The sequence below is a fragment of the Nonomuraea sp. NPDC001684 genome (assembly GCF_053596515.1).
On the sequence record NZ_JBSFGJ010000173.1, the window covers coordinates 1 to 18,483 of the forward strand.

Here is an 18,483-nt window from a genome sequence, read left to right on the forward strand (position 1 = left end):
GGCGCGCAGCTCGTCCTTGGCGACGGCGGCCTCGGCCACCTTCACGCCGATCGTCGCGCGGGCCTCCTTGTCGAGGAAGGTCCGCGCGTAGGTGTCCACCTGCGGGAACCCGGCCACGACCAGCCGCGCGGCGGTCCATGAGACCCCGGTGAGCCGGGCGAACTCCTCGGCGGCGGCGGCGTGCCAGGGGGCCGGGCCGCGCGCGGCCAGCTCGGTGAGGAACGCCGCGAGCCAACTCGCCTCCCGGTCCCCGCCGACGGGCGAGGAGTCGCGGACGGTGTAGGGCGCGGGCACCTCGAACACCCCGGCGGGGTCGTGGCACAGCGCCGTCCATTCGAGCCCGTCGACGTCCGTCTCGCGCAGGTCGAGGAAGGCGACGAACGCGCCGCCGCCCAGCGGCAGCACGCCCGAGAGCGAGCCGTCCGCCGGGGCGCCGTCCGCGCCGACCATGTGCTCGCGCCTGAGCGTGACCGTCATGCGGCGCCAGCGGGACGAGCCGGCCGCGACCGGCAGGCCGCCGTCGCGCAGCTCGTCGAGCAGCACGCCCAGCGCGTCCCGGTGCTCGGCCGGGGTGGTCGGCGCCGCGCACCGGTACGCCACGGCGGCGCAGTGGTCGAGCAGGCGCTCCCACCGCAGGCCGGAGGCCGGCATTCCGGGCAGGCGGAGGTGGTTGGCCACCTGCGGGCGGTCCTGCCCGGCGCTCACGGCCCCGCCCACCGCGCGGATCTGCTGGAAGGCGGCGTCGGCGTTGTGGCGGTGGTAGCCGCGGCCGTCGCCGATGCCGTTGAGCGCCTCGTCCAGCAGCAGGTCGGTGGGCCCGGACGGGCCCCGCTCGGCGGCCGGGTCGCCGGCCAGCGCGCGGTTGAGGTTGGCCACGACGGCGCGCACCGCGTTCTGCTGGGTGGCGGCGAAGCCGACGATCCCGGCCACGCCCTTGACCAGCGCCTCGTGGGTGATGCCCGGCAGCAGCGCGCGGACGGCCGCCGCCAGGTCGGCGCCCTGCGGCGTGGCCGCTTCGAGCAGGGCCGCGGCGGTCTCGCGGTCCGCGCGGCGCAGCGCCGCCGAGCCTTCGAGGTCGCGGGGGCGCAGGCAGTACCAGTAGCGCTCGGGCGGCAGGATGGGCGTGCCCGCGCCGAAGGCGCCCGGCTTGGCGTCGGTCCGGTACTCGGCCAGGACGACGCCGTCGGCGTCCACGAGTCTGATCCGGTAGCTGCCGCGCACGACGGCGCAGGCCCGCTCCGCGCCCGGGAACGTCAGCACCCGCACCGGCACTCCGGCGTCCGGCGGCAGCGTCACCGAGATGCCGGACAGGTCCTCGGCGCGGTGGGAGCCGTCGGGCAGCTCGACCACGCGCAGGCCGTACAGGCCGTCCACGGGGGCGCCGACCGGGGTGGGCTCGTCGGAGGGCGCGGGCAGCAGCCAGCCCTCGCCGGGCCGGGCGTCCGGGGTGCCGGCGAGGAAGCCGGGCAGCGACTTCCTGCCGACGCCGCCGCCGGCGGGGTCGAACTCGTACCAGCCGCTGTCGTGTTCCGCCCAGATCCACGTCCAGAACGACGTGCCGTCGGTGAGCAGGTGCCGCTCGTCGGGGACGGCCGTGTCACCGGCGTGCAGCACGCCGTGGCCGGTGGTGCGTCCGCCGCCGGGCACGGCCAGGCTGACCGGGTCGTCGCCCTGGTAGTAGTCCAGCCGCGTGCCCCGGCTCCGGTCCGTCCCGTCCAGGTCGCGCACCCGGTCGGCGGAGGTGTGCCAGTAGCCGCGCAGGCCGTTGGCGCGGTCGCGGGAGTCCCAGTAGACGAGCAGCTCGCCGTCCACGTAGTGGAAGCCGGGATCGCTCCAGGTGTCGTCCCTGGGGACGCGCAGGTCGTGGGTGAGCAGGACGCCGTCGGCCGAGAGCACCCGGGCCTGCGCGGTGCCCGCGACGACCAGGTTCGGCCAGGCGTCGCAGACGACGAGGTCGTCGATGTCCTTCTCCGGCACGAGCTGGGTGGCGGCCTGCTCGAAGGCGGGCCAGCCCAGCTCGTCGATGACGCCGGAGCGCAGGGCGCGGGCCAGCACCCCGGCCACGTCGGCGTCGGTCACCGCCTGGCGCACCTCGTTCTCGGCCAGGGCCAGGGCCTCGCCGGGCAGCCAGGACAGGCAGCACAGGGCGTCGGGCAGGTTGGACAGGCCGGCGGCGGCCGATCGGCGGGCGACCAGGCGTACCCACTCGGCCAGCAGCGGACGCCCGCCCGGCGCGGCGGCCAGCGCGCGGACGGTGGCCCTGCCCTCGTCGTCGGCGTCGAGGTAGTCGGCGCCGCGCCGGAAGGCGGTGTGGAAGCGGCCGTCGGCGGCCAGGGCGAGCAGGTCGCGGCGGTCGTCGTGCCCCGCCCAGTGCGTCAGCCGGAGCCGGGCGCCGTCGCCGGGGTCGGCCAGGGGGATGCCGAGGGCCAGCAGCAGGTCGATCAGGTCGGCCTCGTCGTCGACGGCGATCGTCGAGCCGGTCGCGGCCAGCTCGGCGCGCAGCCGGTCGGCCATGCGCTCGATCAGGGCGTGCAGGGCGGGCAGGTGCGGCGCGACGCCCCAGGCCCGCTGCCGCGCGGCGAGGAACCTGCGCAGCCAGCCGGCGGCCCCGTCGGCCGGGCGTTCGGCCTCGGGCACGTCGGTGTGCAGGCCGGCGGTCGCGCCCGCGCTCTCCAGGATGCCGAGCCAGATGCCCGGCAGCTCCCGGTCGTGGCTGTCGGGGATGACGTTCAGCAGCGTGCCGCGCAGCTCCGGCCGCTGCCTGGCCAGCGCCGCGACGGCCGGGGCGTGGGACTTCCACCAGCCGGTCGGGGCCTGCATGGCGGCCGGCAGCGCCAGCACCTCGGCCAGGTAGTCCTGCTCGGCCGCCTCGGCGTCCACGCCGGCGGCCTTGGCGAGCCTGCGGATGTCGGCAGCCATCTGCGCCGAGGGGGCGAGGCCGCCGGCGGTCCTGCGCACGCACAGCCGCGCGTACCTGTTCAGCGCCTCCGCGGCGGGCAGGCGGGCGGTCAGCTCCTTGGCGTACCCGGACAGCGCCTTGACCGGCAGCGCCCCGGCCAGCGCGAACTCCAGGAACACCGCGTCGAGGCGGTCGTCGTCCACGGGGAGGCCGTGCTGGGCCTCGGCCCGGCGGGCGGCGGAGAAGAGCTGCCCGGCGTACTGGGCGTTGTCGGCCGCGGCGAACACGCGGGCGGCCTGCTCGTAGAAGGTCGGCAGGAAGTGCGGGACGGACGCGGCGAGCTGCCCGGCCAGGCGCTGGTAGGCGTCGAGCGCCGTCTTGGGCTTGGTCCTGGCCTGCCGGGCGACGCGCTCCAGCTCCGGCACGACGGCCAGGGCGTGGTGCCCGTCCTGCGGGTGGTGGACCAGCACCCATTCGGGGAAGCCGAGCGAGCGCCGCAGGCCCAGGCCGACCACCGCGGCCTCGCCCTCGGGCACCAGGCCGAGGAAGCCGCCCACCGCGTCCTCGGCGCCGCTCAGCTCCTCGGTGACCAGGCGCACGATCACCCGGTCGTCGAGGCCGGGGTGCCGGTAGGCGCGGGCGACCAGCGGCACGGCCCGCTCCCCCGCGCCCTCGGTGCCGGCCGGCAGCACCGCGCCGGCGTCGAGCAGCTCCCGCGCCTCGGCGTTCTGCGAGATGTCCCCGGTCATGCGCTCTTCCCCTCTTCGACCTGCCGGCCGGCGTGCAGCGCGGCGGCCATCCTCATGCCTTCCGACCAGGCGACCGGGCCGACCTCGCGCAGCGTGAGCGTCCTGCCGTCCTGGTCGCGCCAGGTGAGATCGCCCGTGGACGTCTCGCTGTCCCAGTAGGGCTCGCCGATCCAGACGGCGGCCTCGGTGAGCCGGCCGGCGTCGCGCACCTGGCAGGTGGCGTAGCCGCCGGAGACGCGGTAGCCGCGCTGGGTGGCGCGGGCCGCTACACCGAACCGGGAGGCGTACGTGCCGCCCGCGAAGTCCTTCACCTGGCGCACCCCTTCGCCCTGGTCGGCGGGCTTGCGCCAGATGGCCCGGTGGATCTGCTCGACCTTCTGCGTGATACCCAGCTCGGCGGCGAACTCGCGCAGGTCGTCGAGGTCGGGCAGGAGCACCGGGTGCGGCAGCCTCACCGTGCGCGCGGCCAGCCTGACGGTCTCGCCGTCGAGGTTCACCATGCGCAGCTCGCCGGAGGAGGTCGCGTCGCGCAGGAAGCCCACCTCGTCGGGGTCGTCGCCGACGACCGCCACGTCACGCAGCGCCGTCTGCCACGCCTCGTCCGGCCACACCCGGGCGATCAGCTCGGTCGGCATGGGCAGCGAGGACACCATCCAGGCGTCCACGTGCGCCACGCAGGACGCGGCGTGCCGGTCGAGCCATTCGGCGAAGCGGCGCAGCCGGTCCGCCTCGGGGTGCTCGCGCACCGCCTTCGGCAGCGTCTTCAGCTGCCGTCCGGCCGAGCGGCCGGACGTGGCCCTGGCCGTGACCCGGCCCTCTATCAGGGCGACCTCGTACGCGTCGCCCGCCGCCAGCCAACCCAATTGCCGCCGCCTCTCCTCGTGCAGGCATGACGTGAGGCCATGCCGTGAAGCCATGGGAATGTGTCGAGGCGCGGATCGATCTCCCGCCGCCACGTTGCGCGGAACGTTATCGGCGATCACTGACAAATGCCTACCGACTGCCCGACGAGCCGGTTACGGGGCCGGGTCACCCCGGCGAGCGGGGGCGCACGGGGATGGCGTGAATTCCCTCCGTACCGGCTAAAGAGCAGGGCAGGATCGGCGCGCGCAGGCTACGGGCGCGGGCGGCGGGGGTAGGCCAGTCCGGGCCGGGCAGCGCCGACCGGGGAACGGGCGCGCGGCTCGCTCGACAGGGGGATGGCCGGTGAAAGTCGTCGTCGATCTGACGCGTTGCCAGGGGTACGGGCAGTGTGCCTTCCTCGCGCCCGACGTCTTCACCATGCGCGAGGAGTCCCTCCTGTACGACCTCGACCCCGGCGACGAGCGGCGCGAGCACGTGCTGCGCGCGGCGGCGGCCTGCCCCGTCCAGGCCATCCACCTCGACTGGACGGCCACCCGGCTGACGCCCGAGCCGCCCGGCCCGCCGGCGCGCGGCATGACCGACGGGCGCATCGTCATCGTCGGCGCGTCCCTGGCCGGGGCGCGGGCCGCTGGCGTGCTCAGGCGGGAGGGCTTCACCGGGTCGCTGACCGTGATCGGCGACGAGCCCGCCGAGCCGTACGACCGGCCGCCGCTGTCCAAGCAGGTGCTCATGGGGCAGGTCGCGCCCGACCACGTCATGCTGCCCCACCTGCGCGAGGTCGAGGCCGACTGGTTGTGGGGCACCCGGGCGACGGGCCTGGACGTGGCCGGCAAGCGCGTCCTGCTGGCCGACGGCCGCGAGGTCGGCTTCGACCGGGTGCTGCTGGCCACCGGCACCCGCGCCCGGCCCTGGCCGCACGAGGAGCAGGCCCGGCTGACGGGCGTGCACACGCTGCGCTCGATGCGGGACGCCGCCGGCCTGCGGGAGGCGCTGGCCGCCCGCCCCAACCGGGTGCTCATCCTGGGCGCCGGGTTCACCGGCAGCGAGATCGCCTCGGTCTGCCGCGAGCTGGACCTGCCCGTGACGGTCGTCGAACGCGGCCCGGCCCCGCTCGTCAACGCCCTCGGCGGCGTGATCGGCGACGTCGCCGCCCAGCTCCACCGCGAGCACGGCGTGGACCTGCGGTGCGGCACCACGGTCACCGCGCTGGAGGGCGACGGGCAGGGGCGGCTGCGCGGCGCCCGTCTGTCGGACGGCAGCACGGTCGAGGCCGAGGTCGCCGTCGTCGCGCTCGGCTCGGTGCGCAACGTCGAGTGGCTGCTGGACTCGGGGCTGGCCGCCGGTGTGTGGGGCGTGGCCTGCGACGCCGGCTGCCGCGCCGTGGACACCAACGGCCTGGTGACCGACGACGTCTTCGTCGCCGGCGACATCGCCCGCTTCCCGCACCCGCTGTACCAGTACCAGTTCATGACGCTGGAGCACTGGGGGAACGCCGTCACCCAGGCCGAGATCGCGGCCCACAACATGGTCAGCGACCAGACCCACCGCTGGCCGCACCTGTCGGTGCCGGTGTTCTGGTCCAGCCAGTTCGGGGTCAACATCAAGTCGGTGGGCGTGCCCACCTTCGCCGACGAGCTCGTCGTCACCCAGGGCTCGACGGACGAGCGCCGCTTCGTCGCCGTCTACGGCTACCAGGGCCGGATCACCGCCGCGGTCACCTTCGACCAGGGCATGTGGCTGGAGTTCTACCAGCGGCTGATCGAGCGGGCCACGCCCTTCCCGCCCGCCTTCCGGCACGTGGACATGCGGGGGGAGGCGCGGCCCGTGCCGGCCCGGGTGCCCGAGCGGCTGGTCGCGGCCGAGGGGGCGACGGTCGTGGTGACCGGCCACGACCCGGCCGAGCGGCGCGCCTCGCTGCTGCACGCGCCGCAGGGCTGACCCGGCAGGAACTCAAGGACAGGAGTGCAGGACATGACCTCGGACGCCGCCATGCAGCGCATCCTCGACCCGGCCGGCCGCGCCGACCCCTACCCGTTCCTCGGGGAGCTGCGCCGCAACCCGGTGACGCGCCTGGCGGACGGCTCGTACGTCGTCAGCACGTACCGGGAGATCGTCGAGCTGCTGCACGACCCGCGGGTCAGCTCCGACCGGCGCAACCTGGCGAACGCGCCGGAGGAGCCGGAGCACGCGCCCGCCTTCATCAGGCTCGACCCGCCCGAGCACGACCGGCTGCGCCGGCTGACCATGCGCCACTTCGGCCCGCCGCACTCGCCGGGCGTGGTGGACGGGCTGCGCCCGATGATGCTGGCCACCACCACCGAGCTGATCGACGCCCTGGCCGGCAAGAACCGGGCCGACGTCGTGGACGAGGTCGCCTACCCGCTGCCGATCGCCGTCATCTGCCGGCTGCTCGGCGTGCCGGCCGAGGACGAGCAGCAGTTCCACGCCTGGGCCGACCAGATCGTCGAGACGCTCGGTCCGGGCGAGGAGGACCGCGCCGAGCGGGCCCGCGAGCGCCAGGCGGTGTCGCAGAACCTGGAACGCTACCTCGCCGGGCTGGCCGAGGCGCGGCGGCGGGAGCCGGGCGACGACATGTTGTCCGGGTTCGTCACCTACGAGGGCCCGGACGGCCGCATGACGCCGGAGGAGGTCGTCGCCACCTCCCTGCTGCTCCTCATCGCCGGGCACGAGACCACGATCAACCTCATCGCCAACGGCATGCTCACCGTGCTGCGCGACCCCATGCTGCTGGAACGCCTGCGCGCCGACCCCGACCTGGTCATCACCACGGTCGAGGAGCTGCTGCGCTTCGAGCCGCCCGTGCAGCTCGTCTCCTCGCGGGTCACCCTCGACGACGTGGTGGTCGGCGGCGTGACCATCCCGGCCGGCTCGCCCGTCGTGCTGGCGCTGGCGGCGGGCAGCCGGGACCCGGCCCACGTGCGCGAGCCCGACCGGTTCGACCCGTGCCGCCGGCCGAACGAGCACCTGGGGTTCGGGGGCGGCGTCCACTACTGCTTCGGCGCGCCGCTGGCCCGGCTGGAGGCGCAGATCGTGCTGGGTGAGCTGGTGCGCCGGGTGCGCAATCCGCGGCTGGTCGCCGACCCGCCGCCGTACCGCCCCAGCCCGGTGCTCCGCGGCCCCCGCCACCTCCTGATCGACTACGACGGCATCGCCCCCGCCTGACCCGCCCACGGCGCCCCCGCTGGGCCGGAAGCCGGGGGCTGCCGTCGCTTCCTCCCGGTTCGGGCGTTTCGCGGGGTTGTGACGTTGATCTGTGACTTCGGGTGCAGTTGAATGAGCGGGTGCGTGCTGGGCGGGTGGTGTCTCCTGTTCTGGTTGGGCGGGAGAAGGAGCTCGCCCGGCTCGTCGCGCTGGTCGCCGGGGCGCCCGCCGTGGCCGTCGTCGAGGGCGAGGCCGGCATCGGCAAGTCCAGGCTGACGGCCGAGCTGCTCGGCGGTCCCGCGGTGGCGGGCCTGCGGGTGCTGAGCGGGGCCTGCGTGCAGATCAGGGAGCCGTTCCCGCTGGGCCCCGTCGTCGAGGCGTTACGCGGACGAGCGTCCGAGCTGGCCGGCGCGGCGCTGTCACCGGTCGCCGGGGCGCTGCGCGAGCTGCTGCCCGAGCTGGCCGGGGTGCTGCCGGAGACGCCGCCGCCGCTCGACGACCGGGCGGCCGAGCGGCATCGCGTCTTCCGCGGGCTCGCCGAGGTGCTGACCGCGCTCGGCCCCGCCGTCCTGGCGGTGGAGGACCTGCACTGGGCCGACGGGCAGACGGTCGAGTTCCTGACGTACCTGATGTCCGTGCTGCCCGGCACGCTGCGGGTGGTGCTGACGTACCGGAGCGAGGAGGCGTCCGGGGCGGTGCGGGCGATCACGGCCCGCGCCCCCGACACGATCACGGCCGAGCACCTGGTGCTGCCGCCGCTCGACGCCGCCCAGACCCGGGTGATGGCCTCGGCGATACTCGGGGCCGAGGAGGTGACGGCCGAGTTCGCCGAGCACCTGTGCGGGCGGGCCTCCGGCCTGCCGCTGGCCGTGCAGGAGCTGCTGGCGCTGCTGCGCGACCGCGGCACGCTGATCCGGTGGGAGGGCGGCTGGGCGCGGCGGGCCCTGGAGGAGCTCGACGTGCCGAGCGGCGTGCGCGCCTCGGTGCAGGAACGGGTGGCCCGGCTCTCCCCGGGCGCCAAGGAGGTGGCCGAGCGCGCCGCCGTGCTGCAGCTCCCGGTGCCCGTCGCGCTGCTGTCGGGGCCCGACGTCGGGGCGATCGACGAGGTGCTGGGCTCCGGGCTGTTCGCCGACACCGGCGGCCTGGTCGGGTTCCGTCACGTGCTGGCGGCGCAGGCGGTCTACGAGGCGATCCCGCTCGGCCGCCGGCAGGCCCTGCACGCCGCCGCCGCCGACACCGTACGCGAGCTGCGCCCGGTGCCGCTGGGCCGGCTGGCCCACCACCTGCGCCAGGCCGGCCGGGCCGGGCAGTGGGTGGCGGCCGCGATCGAGGCGGCCGAGCAGGCGTCCCGGCTCGGTGACGACGCCGAGGCCGCCCGCCTGCTGGAGGACGTCCTGCGCGGCGCCGACCTGCCCGCCGCCCGGCGGGCCGAGCTGACGGTGAAGCTGGGCTGGGCCGCCTTGGAGCTGCTGCGCCCGCCGCCGGTCGCCGACCTGGTCACCGGCGCGCTGGAGCAGGACGTGCCGCCCCCGGTGCGCGGCCACCTGCGCCTGCTGCTCGCGCTGCACCTGGAGCGCACCCGCACCGACGGCGCCCGCATCGGCGAGGCCTTCGCGCGGGCCGCCGACGACCTGGCCGGCGAGCCGGGGCTGGCGGCGTGGGCCATGGCCGGGGTCGGCCGCCCGCCCAGCGGCCTGCCGCCGGAGGAGAGCAGGTCGTGGCTGGAGCGGGCGCTGGCGACCCTGCCCGCGGTCGCCGACCCGGCCATGCGGATGCTGGTGCTCGGCAAGATCGCGATGATCTTCGTGGTGATGGGCGACCCGCGCTGGGCCGCGCTCGCCGACGACCTGCTGCGCGAGACCGGCGGACGGCGGCTGCTGCGCCGCGAGGTCAACGCCTACCGCTCCATCGGGGGCGCGGCCCTGTTCAGCGGGCACCACCGGCGGGGCCGCCGCCTGCTGACCGCGGCGGTCGAGGAGGGCGCCGAGCCCGACCTGCGCGAGCGGCTGGAACTGCGCTGCCTGGTGAACCTGGCCGCGGCCGACTACTTCGAGGGCTCCTGGCAGGGCCTGCCGGCCAGGCTCCAGCAGCTGCGCGACCAGTTCGGCGACGAGCCGCACGAGCGCATCCTCCTCGATATCGTGACCGCCTGCCTGGCCGTGGTGCAGGGCCGTCAGGAGGCCGCGCTGCCGTCGTTGCTCGACGCCGCCGCCGAGGCCCGCACCCGGGGGCAGTACGACGACCTGGTGCTGCCGCTGGCGATGTCGCTCCGGCTGAGCGCCGCGCGGGGCGAGCCGGAGGCGGCGATCGAGGCGGCCGTCGAGGCGGGCCGCCACTGGGAGGCGAGCGAGCTGTGGCCGGTGGCGGTCCGCGCGCTGCCCGCGCTGACCGAGGCGCTGCTTGTGGCGGGCCGTCCCGAGGAGGCCGCCGACGTCGTCGCGCGGCACGCCGCCCGGCTGACCGGGCGCGACGCGCCGCTGGCCGGGCCCGCGCTCGCGCAGGCCCGCGGCCTGCTGGCGGCCGCCGGGGAGCAGTGGGCGCGGGCCGCGACCGAGTTCACCGCCGCCGCCGACGCCTTCGAGACGGTCCCGGCGCGGTACGAGGCGGCGCAGGCGAGCGAGCAGGCCGCCGCCTGCCTGTTCGCCTCCGACGACCCCGAGGCCGCCGTCCGGCTCGGCCGGGCCGTCGCGGTGTACGCCGAGCTCGGGGCGCGCTGGGACCTCGACCGCGCGACCGGGCTGGGCCGCAGGTGGGGCGTCCGCCCGGCGGCGCAGAGCGCGCCCGCGCAGGCGGGGAACGACCACGCCCTGTCGGCCCGGCAGGAGCAGGTGGCCCGGCTGGCGGCCGAGGGGCTGACCAACCAGGAGATCGCCAGGGAGCTGTTCCTGTCGCCGAAGACGGTGGACAAGCACGTCAGCGCGGCCATGCGCAAGGTGGGGGCGCGGTCGCGGACGGAGCTGGCCCGCCACCTCCTCCCCAGCGACTAGCCCCAAAATGGGGATTTTTCCCCATGGGGCACCCCATACCCCACCCCATACGTCTGCCGCGACACTTTCGGCATGTCCGACACCATCCAAGACCCCGACCGGCCGGACCCGGACGACCCGGCCCCCGACGTCCCCTCCCCGCACGAGGAGACCCCGGAACCCCCCCGCCCACCGGACGGCTTCGAACCCGTCTGACCCTTCCGGACGGTCACGGAACCCCGCCCTTCCCGGACGGTCATGCCCCCGTCCACCCCCTCACGGACGGTTCCTCCCTTCGGGCCATGAGCCCGCCGCCGTCCGAACCCCTCCCCCGCCAGAAAGGCCACCATGGCACTGCCCCGCCCCCCGCTGGCGCGCCGGACAGGCGTCCTGCTGACCGCGGTCACCGCGCTCGCCGGCATGCTGACCGCCGGACCGGCGACCGCCGCGACACCGGACACCCCCGCACCCGGCGCCCCCGCCGCTCCCGCAGCGCCCACAGCGCCCACAGCGCCCACAACGTCCGCGCAGCCCGCCAAGGACGTCGCCCTGTCCGGGGTGCGCGCCCAGAAGGTCGTCGTCACGCTGATCACGGGTGACAAGGTCCAGCTCACCCGGTCCGCCACCGGCCGGTACCGCGTCGAGCCGGCCCCCGGCACCCGCCAGGACGGCCGCCGCATCAACCTGTTCACCCAGTTCACCCCGGACGGCGTCTTCGTGCTGCCGGACGACGCGGTCTCCGCCGTCCAGGCGGGCCTGGTGGACCGGCGGCTGTTCGACGTCAAGTACCTGGCCGAGAACGGCTACTCCGACGAGGTGGCCAAGCGGCTGCCGGTCATCGTGCAGTACCCGGGCGACCAGCCGGAGGCCGCGGTCAAGCGCTCGGCCGCCGCCGTCCCCGCCAGCGAGCCCACCCGGACGCTGGAGAGCATCCACGCCTCCGCCCTCGACGTCACCAAGGCCGAGGCGGGCGCGTTCTGGGAGGCCGTGCGCGGCGGGCGGCCCGCCGGGGAGGGCCTGGCCAAGTCGCCCGGCACGCTGCGCGGCGGCATCGCCAAGCTGTGGCTGGACGCCAAGGTCAAGGCCGACCTGGACGTGAGCGTCCCGCAGATCGGCGCCCCCAAGGCGTGGGAACGCGGCCAGGACGGGACCGGCGTGAAGATCGCCGTCCTGGACACCGGCGCCGACACCGGCCACCCCGACCTGGCCGGCCGGATCGCCGACAGCAAGTCGTTCGTCCCCGACCAGCCCGTCCAGGACGGGCACGGGCACGGCACCCACGTCGCCTCGACCATCGCCGGCACCGGCGCGGCCTCGGGCGGCAAGTTCAAGGGCGTCGCCCCGGGCGCGCAGCTCGTCGTCGGCAAGGTTCTCGACAACACCGGCTCCGGCCAGGAGTCGTGGATCATCGAGGGCATGGAGTGGGCCGCGCGCAGCGGCGCCAAGGCCGTCAGCATGAGCCTCGGCGGCCCGCCCAGCGACGGCACCGACCCGCTCAGCCAGGCCGTGAACGACCTGACCGCCGAGACCGGCACGCTGTTCGTGGTCGCCGCGGGCAACCTGTACGAGGCCGAGACGATCAGCATGCCCGGCGCGGCCGACGCCGCGCTGACCGTGGCCGCGGTGGACAAGAGCGACAAGCTCGCCACGTTCTCCAGCCGCGGGCCGCGTCCCGGCGGCGGGCTCAAGCCCGACATCGCCGCGCCCGGCGTGGACATCGTGGCCGCGCGGGCGGCCGGCACCGCCATGGGCTCGCCGGTGGACGACCACTACACCGGCGCCTCCGGCACCTCCATGGCCACGCCGCACGTGGCCGGCGCGGTCGCGATCATGGCGCAGCGGCACCCGGACTGGACGGCCCAGCAGCTCAAGTCCGCCCTGATGTCCACCTCCACGGACGACGGCTTCACCGTCTACGAGCAGGGCGCCGGCCGGGTGGACCTGGACCGCGCGACCCGGCAGCAGGTGTTCGCGACGAGCGGCGGCGTGGACTTCGGCCTGCTGGAGCCCGGCAGCGCGACGAAGAGCGGCGAGATCTCCTACCGCAACCTGGGCGACCAGCCCGTCACGCTCACGCTGAAGGCGGCGATGGGCGCCGCCAGGCCGGTACTCGCCGACGCGACGCTGACCGTCCCCGCCGGCGGCACCGCCGCCACCACCGTCACCCTCGACCCGGCCGAGCTGCCCGTCGGCACCTACAGCGGGGCCGTGACGGCCGAGGCGGACGGCGTCCGGCTCAGCACGCCGCTCGGCGCTGTGCGGGACGCCCCCAAGTACGACCTGACCATCCGCACCATCGACCGGGACGGCAAGCCGCGCACCCCGTCGGCCATGAGCGTCCTGGACGTCGACGGCAACAAGGGCGAGCTCGGCCCCAACCGCATCGACGACGTGGGCCTGGTGGTGAGCCGCGTCCCGGCCGGCACCGTCAGCCTGCTGCAGGTGCTCGACTGGGTGGACGCCGACGACCGCGCCAACCGGGCCTGGCTGTTCGAGCCCGAGCTGACCGTCACCGGCGACATGGAGATCACCCTCGACGCCCGCAAGGCCACCGAGGTCAGCTTCCGCGCGCCGAAGACCGCCCAGCCGCTGAACAACACCTACGACGTCTTCTTCCAGCGCACCCTGCCCAACGGCAAGGTCTTCGGCGGCACGCTGCTCTCCAACCGCCCGCTCGGCGCCTGGGAGAAGGTGTGGGCGCTGCCGACCAAGAAGGTCACCAAGGGCGGCTTCCGCTTCGCCGGCCAGTGGGAGCTGGGCGTGCCCGAGGTCACCATGACCATGCGCACGCCGAGGCGCACGACCCTGCACCCGGTCACCCGCGTCCACACGATCGACGGCGGCGAGATCCACCCGGGCTACGTGCCGTTCGAGGGCGCCAAGGACCTGCGGGTGGTCGACGCCGGCAAGGGCCGTCCCGAGGACCTCGCGGGCAAGGACCTGCGCGGCGCGCTCGTGCTGATCGACGCCGAGCCCGCCGAGGGCATCTTCGGGCCCGCGTGCGGCCTGCAGATCGAGCGGGTGGGCCCGATCAGGGACGCGGGCGCCGCCGGCGTCCTGGCCTTCAACGAGAAGGCCGCCACCTGCCCGATCCCGCTGCCCATCTCGCAGAAGCCGTTCAGCGGCCCGTTCCAGCCGGTCAACATCCCCGTCGCCTACGTCTCCAACGCCGAGGGCCGCAAGATCCGCGAGGAGGCCGGCCGGGGCGGGGTGACCGTCCGGGTCGAGGGCACGCCGAACACGCCGTACTCGTACGTGTTCCGCCCGACCGTGGACGGGCGCGTCCCCGACTCGATGCGGTACGAGGTGACCGAGCGCCAGCTCCACCAGGTCGACCTCGACGTGCACGCCGGGCCGTACACGAAGTACATGAACTGGCGGGCCTCGTGGCGGACCGACGACATCTCCTACACCACGACCAACACCAACATCCTCCAGTGGCCGGTCCCGCTGCCCGAGCGCAGGACGCAGTGGATCTGGCCGCTGGACCCCAAGCTCGTGAGCGAGGCGGGCCTGTCCGCGCTGGTCACGTCCGCGCCCGGCGAGGAGGTCCAGGAGTCCCGCTACCGGCACGAGGTGTTCGACCGGCCGGGCACCACCGTCCAGAAGTGGTTCGCCACCCCGAGCACGCCGGGCGCCTCGACGGCCTCCGACAAGCTGTACGCGCTCGGCGGCCCCGCGGACGCGCCCCCGCTCAAGCAGCTCGTGATCGGCGTGCCGTGCGCGATCTGCGTGCACGACGGCAACCTGTGGGTGACGCCGTCGATGGTCAACGGGGTCGGGGACCGGCGTGACGACGGCGTCGCGTTCGGCGACCTGGTGCCCCAGTACGAGCTGCACCTGTACCGCGACGGCAAGGAGCTGCCGAACGCCCCCCTGCCGGGCTTCGACACGCTGCCGCGCTACCCGCTGCCCAAGGAGCCGGGCACCTACCGGCTGACGGCCAGGAACGCCCTGTCGGACATCGAGTGGACGTTCACCGCGCCGCCGGCCAAGGAGCAGCTGCGGCCGGGCGCCAACTGCTACGCCTGGTTCGTCGACGGGCTGGTCGAGCAGTGCCGCACCACCCCCGCGGTCTACGTCAGCTACGACCTCGGTGACACCCTGTCCGCCGGCAACACGGTGGCGGCCGGGCGCAGGCACACGTTCGAGCTGGAGGCCTACCACGGGCCGTCGGCGGCGAAGATGCCGGCGATCGCGGGCGTCAAGCTGTGGACCAGCACCGACGACGGCGCCACCTGGCAGCCCGCCGACCTCAGGCGGGGCCGGGACGGCGTCTACACCGCCGGCGCGAAGTACCCGGCCTACCGCGCCACCAAGGGCGCGGTGAGCCTGAAGGTGGAGGCGTGGGACGCGGCGGGCAACCGCCTCAGGCAGACCACCCTGCGCGCCTTCGACCTCCGCTGACCCGCCGACCGCGGCCGCCCACCCCGGCGGCCGCGGTCACCCGCCGAACAGGACCCGCTCGGCGGTGCGGCCGAGCTCGCCCGCGCTCCACCAGCGATGCCCGAGCCCGTCGTCGGCGGGCTCGGGCAGCTCCATGCCGGGGACCCGGGCGAAGAAGTACGTGTGCACGGTGTGGAACCGGTGTCCCCGCACCGACCACTCCCCCGCGTTGACGGCCACCGGCCCGCCCAGGTCCGCCCTGCCGATCCGCTCATGGCGGTACGGTGAGCACCCGGCGGCGTACGGCCACCGGGACGGAAAGCGAAGGGACCCGCGCACCATGAACGCCACCGGACCGGACAAGGGCCCGGCGGCGGCCTGGCGGCGGGCCCGCGCCCGGCACGGCTGGCTCGACCACCTGTCCCGCGCCGTGCTGCGCTACGACAAGGCCGACGGCGGCCGGTTGTCGGCGGCCCTCACCTACTACTCCTTCTTCGCCACCTTCGCCCTGGCCCTGCTGGCGTTCGGCATCCTCGGCCACGTCATGGACGACCCGACGGTCCTCGCCACGGTCCAGCACTACCTGAGCGAGAACTTCCCGCGCCTCGACGTCCAGGCGTTACGGGAGGCCGGGGGCACGGCCGGCGCGGTGGCCTTCGTCGCGCTGCCGATGACCGGGCTGTTCTGGATGGACACCCTGCGCTCGGCCACCCGGGCGATCTGGGGGCTGGAGGAGTATCCGGGGCGTTTCCTCCTGCGCCAGCTCATCGACCTGGGCGTGATGGCCGGGCTCGGGATGCTGCTCGCCCTGTCGCTCGCCGTCGCCTTCGCCGCCGAACGGCTGCTGACCTGGCTGGCCGTGCTCACCGTGGGCGTCGAGGCCCTTCCGGCCCAGTGGGTGCTCACCGCGGCCGGGATCGTGCTCGGCCTCGGCGTGAACACGCTGCTGGCCATGGCGCTGCTGACCGCGCCGCCGCGGCTGCGGGTGCCGCTGCGCCGCGTGATCGGCCCGGCGCTGGTGATCACCGCCGGGCTGGAGATCCTCAAGACGATCGGCCAGGTCTACGTCAACCTCACCGCGGCCAATCCCGCCTACCGGGTGGTCGCCGGCGCGGCGGGCATGCTGCTGTTCCTGAAGGTGCTCAACCAGCTCATCCTGTTCGCCACCGCCCTGACGGCGACCGCCACGTCGGGCCACGTCAAGGATCTGGCCGTGCGGCGGGCCCGTTGACAGGGTAACCAACCAAGCGCATGCTCGTTTCGGCGAGGGGGCCGACCGGCTCTCCCCTGTCGAAGGGATCATCGATGCGACCAGCCTCACCGGCCTCCGACGACCTCACCCCCCGCGGGCGCAGCCGCCGCACCCTGCTCGTCGCGGGCGGGATCCTGGTCACCGGCGCGGCGCTCGGCCAGGACCCGGCCTACGCCGAGGCCGACTACGACGTGGTGGTGGTCGGCTCCGGGGCCGCCGGGATGACCGCCGCCCTCACCGCCGCCAAGCGCGGCCTGAGCACCGTCGTGCTGGAGAAGGCGCCGACGTTCGGCGGGTCGGCGGCGCGGTCGGGGGCGGGCATCTGGATCCCGTGCAACGAGGTGATCCTGGCCGCCGGGGTGCCGGACACGCCCGCCAAGGCCGCCGCGTACCTGGCCCGCGTGGTGGGCGACACCGTCCCGGCCGCGCGGCAGCAGGCGTTCCTGGACGCGGGGCCGCAGATGATCTCGTTCGTGACGCGCAACAGCCCGCTGCGCTTCCGGTTCATGGAGGGGTACTCCGACTACTACCCGGAGTTCCCCGGCGGGATGCCGGGCGGGCGTTCCATCGAGCCCGACCAGTTCGACGGCAACCTCCTCGGCCCGGAGCTGGCCCGGCTCAACCCGCCGTACATGGCGACCCCGGCGGGCATGGTCGTCTTCAGCGCCGACTACAAGTGGCTGACGCTCGCCCTGGTCAACCCGAAGGGCGCGGAGGTGTCGGCGGCGTGCCTGCTGCGGGGCACGCAGGCGGCGTTGCGCGGCGAGAAGCCGCTGACGATGGGCCAGGCGCTGGCCGCCGGGCTGCGCGCCGGGCTGCTGGCCGCCGGGGTGCCGGTGTGGCTGAACACCCCGCTGCTCGGCCTGCACGTCGAGGGCGGCCGGGCCGCGGGCGTGGTCACCCCGGCCGGGGTGGTCAGGGGCAGGCGCGGGGTGATCGTCGCATCGGGCGGGTTCGAGCACAGCGCGGCGATGCGGGCCGAGTTCCAGCGCCAGCCCATCGGGACGAGCTGGACCGTCGGCGCCAAGGAGAACACCGGCGACGGCATCGAGGCCGGCGAGCAGGCCGGCGGCGCGCTGGACCTGATGGACGACGCCTGGTGGGGGCCGGTGATCCCGCTGCCCGGCGAGCCGTACTTCTGCCTGGCCGAGCGGACCCTGCCGGGCTGCGTCATCGTCAACGGCGCCGGCCGGCGGTTCGTCAACGAGGCCGCGCCCTACAGCGACGTCGTGCACGTCATGTACGACCGCAACACCCCGTCCGACCCGCACATCCCCGCCTGGCTGATCATCGACCAGCAGTACCGCAACAAGTACCTGTTCAAGGACATCGCGCCGCTGCTGCCCTTCCCCGACTCCTGGTACGACAGCGGCGCCCTGTTCAGAGCCCCGACGATCGAGCAGCTCGCCCGCAGGATCGGGGTGCCGGAGGCCGCCCTGCGCGCCACGGTCACCCGCTTCAACGGCTTCGCCCTGGCCGGGCGGGACGCCGACTTCCACCGCGGCGACAGCGCCTACGACCACTACTACGCCGACCCGTACGTCCGGCCGAACCCGTGCCTGGCGCCGCTCTGGCTGCCGCCGTTCTACGCATTCAAGATCGTCCCTGGTGACCTGGGCACCAAGGGCGGGCTGCGCACCGACGCGCGCGCCCGCGTCCTGCGCGCCGACGGCTCGGTGATCCCCGGCCTGTACGCCGCCGGGAACGCCAGCGGCGCCGTCATGGGCCACAGCTACGCGGGCTCGGGCTCGACCATCGGACCGGCCATGACCTTCGGCTACGTGGCCGCGAACGACCTGGCCGGCGGCTGACCGTCAGTCGGCCGTGTACGTGATCGACCGGACGTCGTAGCCCCTCGCCGTGGAGCCGCGGACGTGCATGAACATCGCGCCGCCCTCGTAGGACCAGGCGCACGCGTAGCCCTTCGGCTCCTTGGCGCAGCCCTGGAAGTGGTGGGTGACGCCGCGCGGGTCGTACCTGACCCGGAACAGCGTCCGCACCGCGTCCTCGGCGCCGACCTCCAGGGCGGCGTACCGGTCGCCGCGCTTCCAGGCGGCGAACAGGTGCCCGGCCGCGGCGGACGGCCGCACGACGTGCCGGGACAGGTAGACCTTGGTGACCTTGGAGCCGGTCACGGCCATCGCGATGCCGTTGAGGCCGCCGGGCACGCGCACGCTGGTGTGCACGTACCGGCACACGCCGCGC

Annotated in this window: 11 protein-coding genes; 7 read left to right on the forward strand and 4 right to left on the reverse strand. The window is 75.1% G+C overall.

The annotated features are described in order from the left end of the window. Positions 1-3,648, reverse strand: a 3,648-nt coding sequence (locus ACWCSD_RS27085) for a DNA-binding protein (protein ID WP_449918901.1), incomplete at its 3' end; no start/stop codon positions are given. Next, positions 3,645-4,511, reverse strand: a complete 867-nt coding sequence (locus tag ACWCSD_RS27090) for a DUF4132 domain-containing protein (protein WP_449918903.1) — start codon at positions 4,509-4,511, stop codon at positions 3,645-3,647. The genes ACWCSD_RS27085 and ACWCSD_RS27090, both read right to left, overlap by 4 nt. Before the next feature lie 343 nt (positions 4,512-4,854). Here ACWCSD_RS27090 and ACWCSD_RS27095 point away from each other — a divergent pair, with 343 nt between their 5' ends. The 5 genes from ACWCSD_RS27095 to ACWCSD_RS27115 all read left to right on the forward strand — a co-directional run bounded on the left by ACWCSD_RS27095 (position 4,855) and on the right by ACWCSD_RS27115 (position 15,047). Then, positions 4,855-6,450, forward strand: a complete 1,596-nt coding sequence (locus tag ACWCSD_RS27095) for an FAD-dependent oxidoreductase (RefSeq protein ID WP_397166572.1) — start codon at positions 4,855-4,857, stop codon at positions 6,448-6,450. 33 nt (positions 6,451-6,483) lie between these two features. Beyond that, entirely contained in the window at positions 6,484-7,695 is a 1,212-nt protein-coding gene (locus tag ACWCSD_RS27100) for a cytochrome P450 (protein ID WP_358298301.1), read from the forward strand. Between the two features lie 137 nt (positions 7,696-7,832). After that, positions 7,833-10,661: an ATP-binding protein gene (locus tag ACWCSD_RS27105; RefSeq protein ID WP_449918907.1), complete on the forward strand. Its 2,829-nt coding sequence runs from the start codon at positions 7,833-7,835 to the stop codon at positions 10,659-10,661. A gap of 72 nt (positions 10,662-10,733) precedes the next feature. Then, entirely contained in the window at positions 10,734-10,856 is a 123-nt protein-coding gene (locus ACWCSD_RS27110; RefSeq protein ID WP_357978876.1) for a hypothetical protein, read from the forward strand. Between the two features lie 132 nt (positions 10,857-10,988). Beyond that, on the forward strand, positions 10,989-15,047 hold the full coding sequence (locus tag ACWCSD_RS27115) for a S8 family peptidase (protein WP_449918909.1): 4,059 nt from the start codon (positions 10,989-10,991) through the stop codon (positions 15,045-15,047). 36 nt (positions 15,048-15,083) lie between these two features. On the opposite strand, the gene ACWCSD_RS27120 is transcribed toward ACWCSD_RS27115, so the two are convergent. Further along, a complete protein-coding gene (locus ACWCSD_RS27120) occupies positions 15,084-15,368 on the reverse strand; it encodes a hypothetical protein (RefSeq protein WP_397166565.1) in 285 nt (94 codons plus the stop codon). On the opposite strand from ACWCSD_RS27120, the gene ACWCSD_RS27125 reads away from it, so the two are divergent. Beyond that, positions 15,367-16,257 (forward strand): YihY/virulence factor BrkB family protein, encoded by an 891-nt coding sequence (locus tag ACWCSD_RS27125; RefSeq protein ID WP_397166563.1) that lies wholly within the window; start codon positions 15,367-15,369, stop codon positions 16,255-16,257. The genes ACWCSD_RS27120 and ACWCSD_RS27125 overlap by 2 nt on opposite strands. Before the next feature lie 74 nt (positions 16,258-16,331). Next, positions 16,332-18,089, forward strand: a complete 1,758-nt coding sequence (gene kstD, locus ACWCSD_RS27130; RefSeq protein WP_397166561.1) for a 3-oxosteroid 1-dehydrogenase — start codon at positions 16,332-16,334, stop codon at positions 18,087-18,089. A gap of 3 nt (positions 18,090-18,092) precedes the next feature. On the opposite strand, the gene ACWCSD_RS27135 is transcribed toward kstD, so the two are convergent. Next, positions 18,093-18,483: hypothetical protein (locus ACWCSD_RS27135; RefSeq protein WP_449918913.1), on the reverse strand; the 391-nt coding region annotated here is incomplete at its 5' end.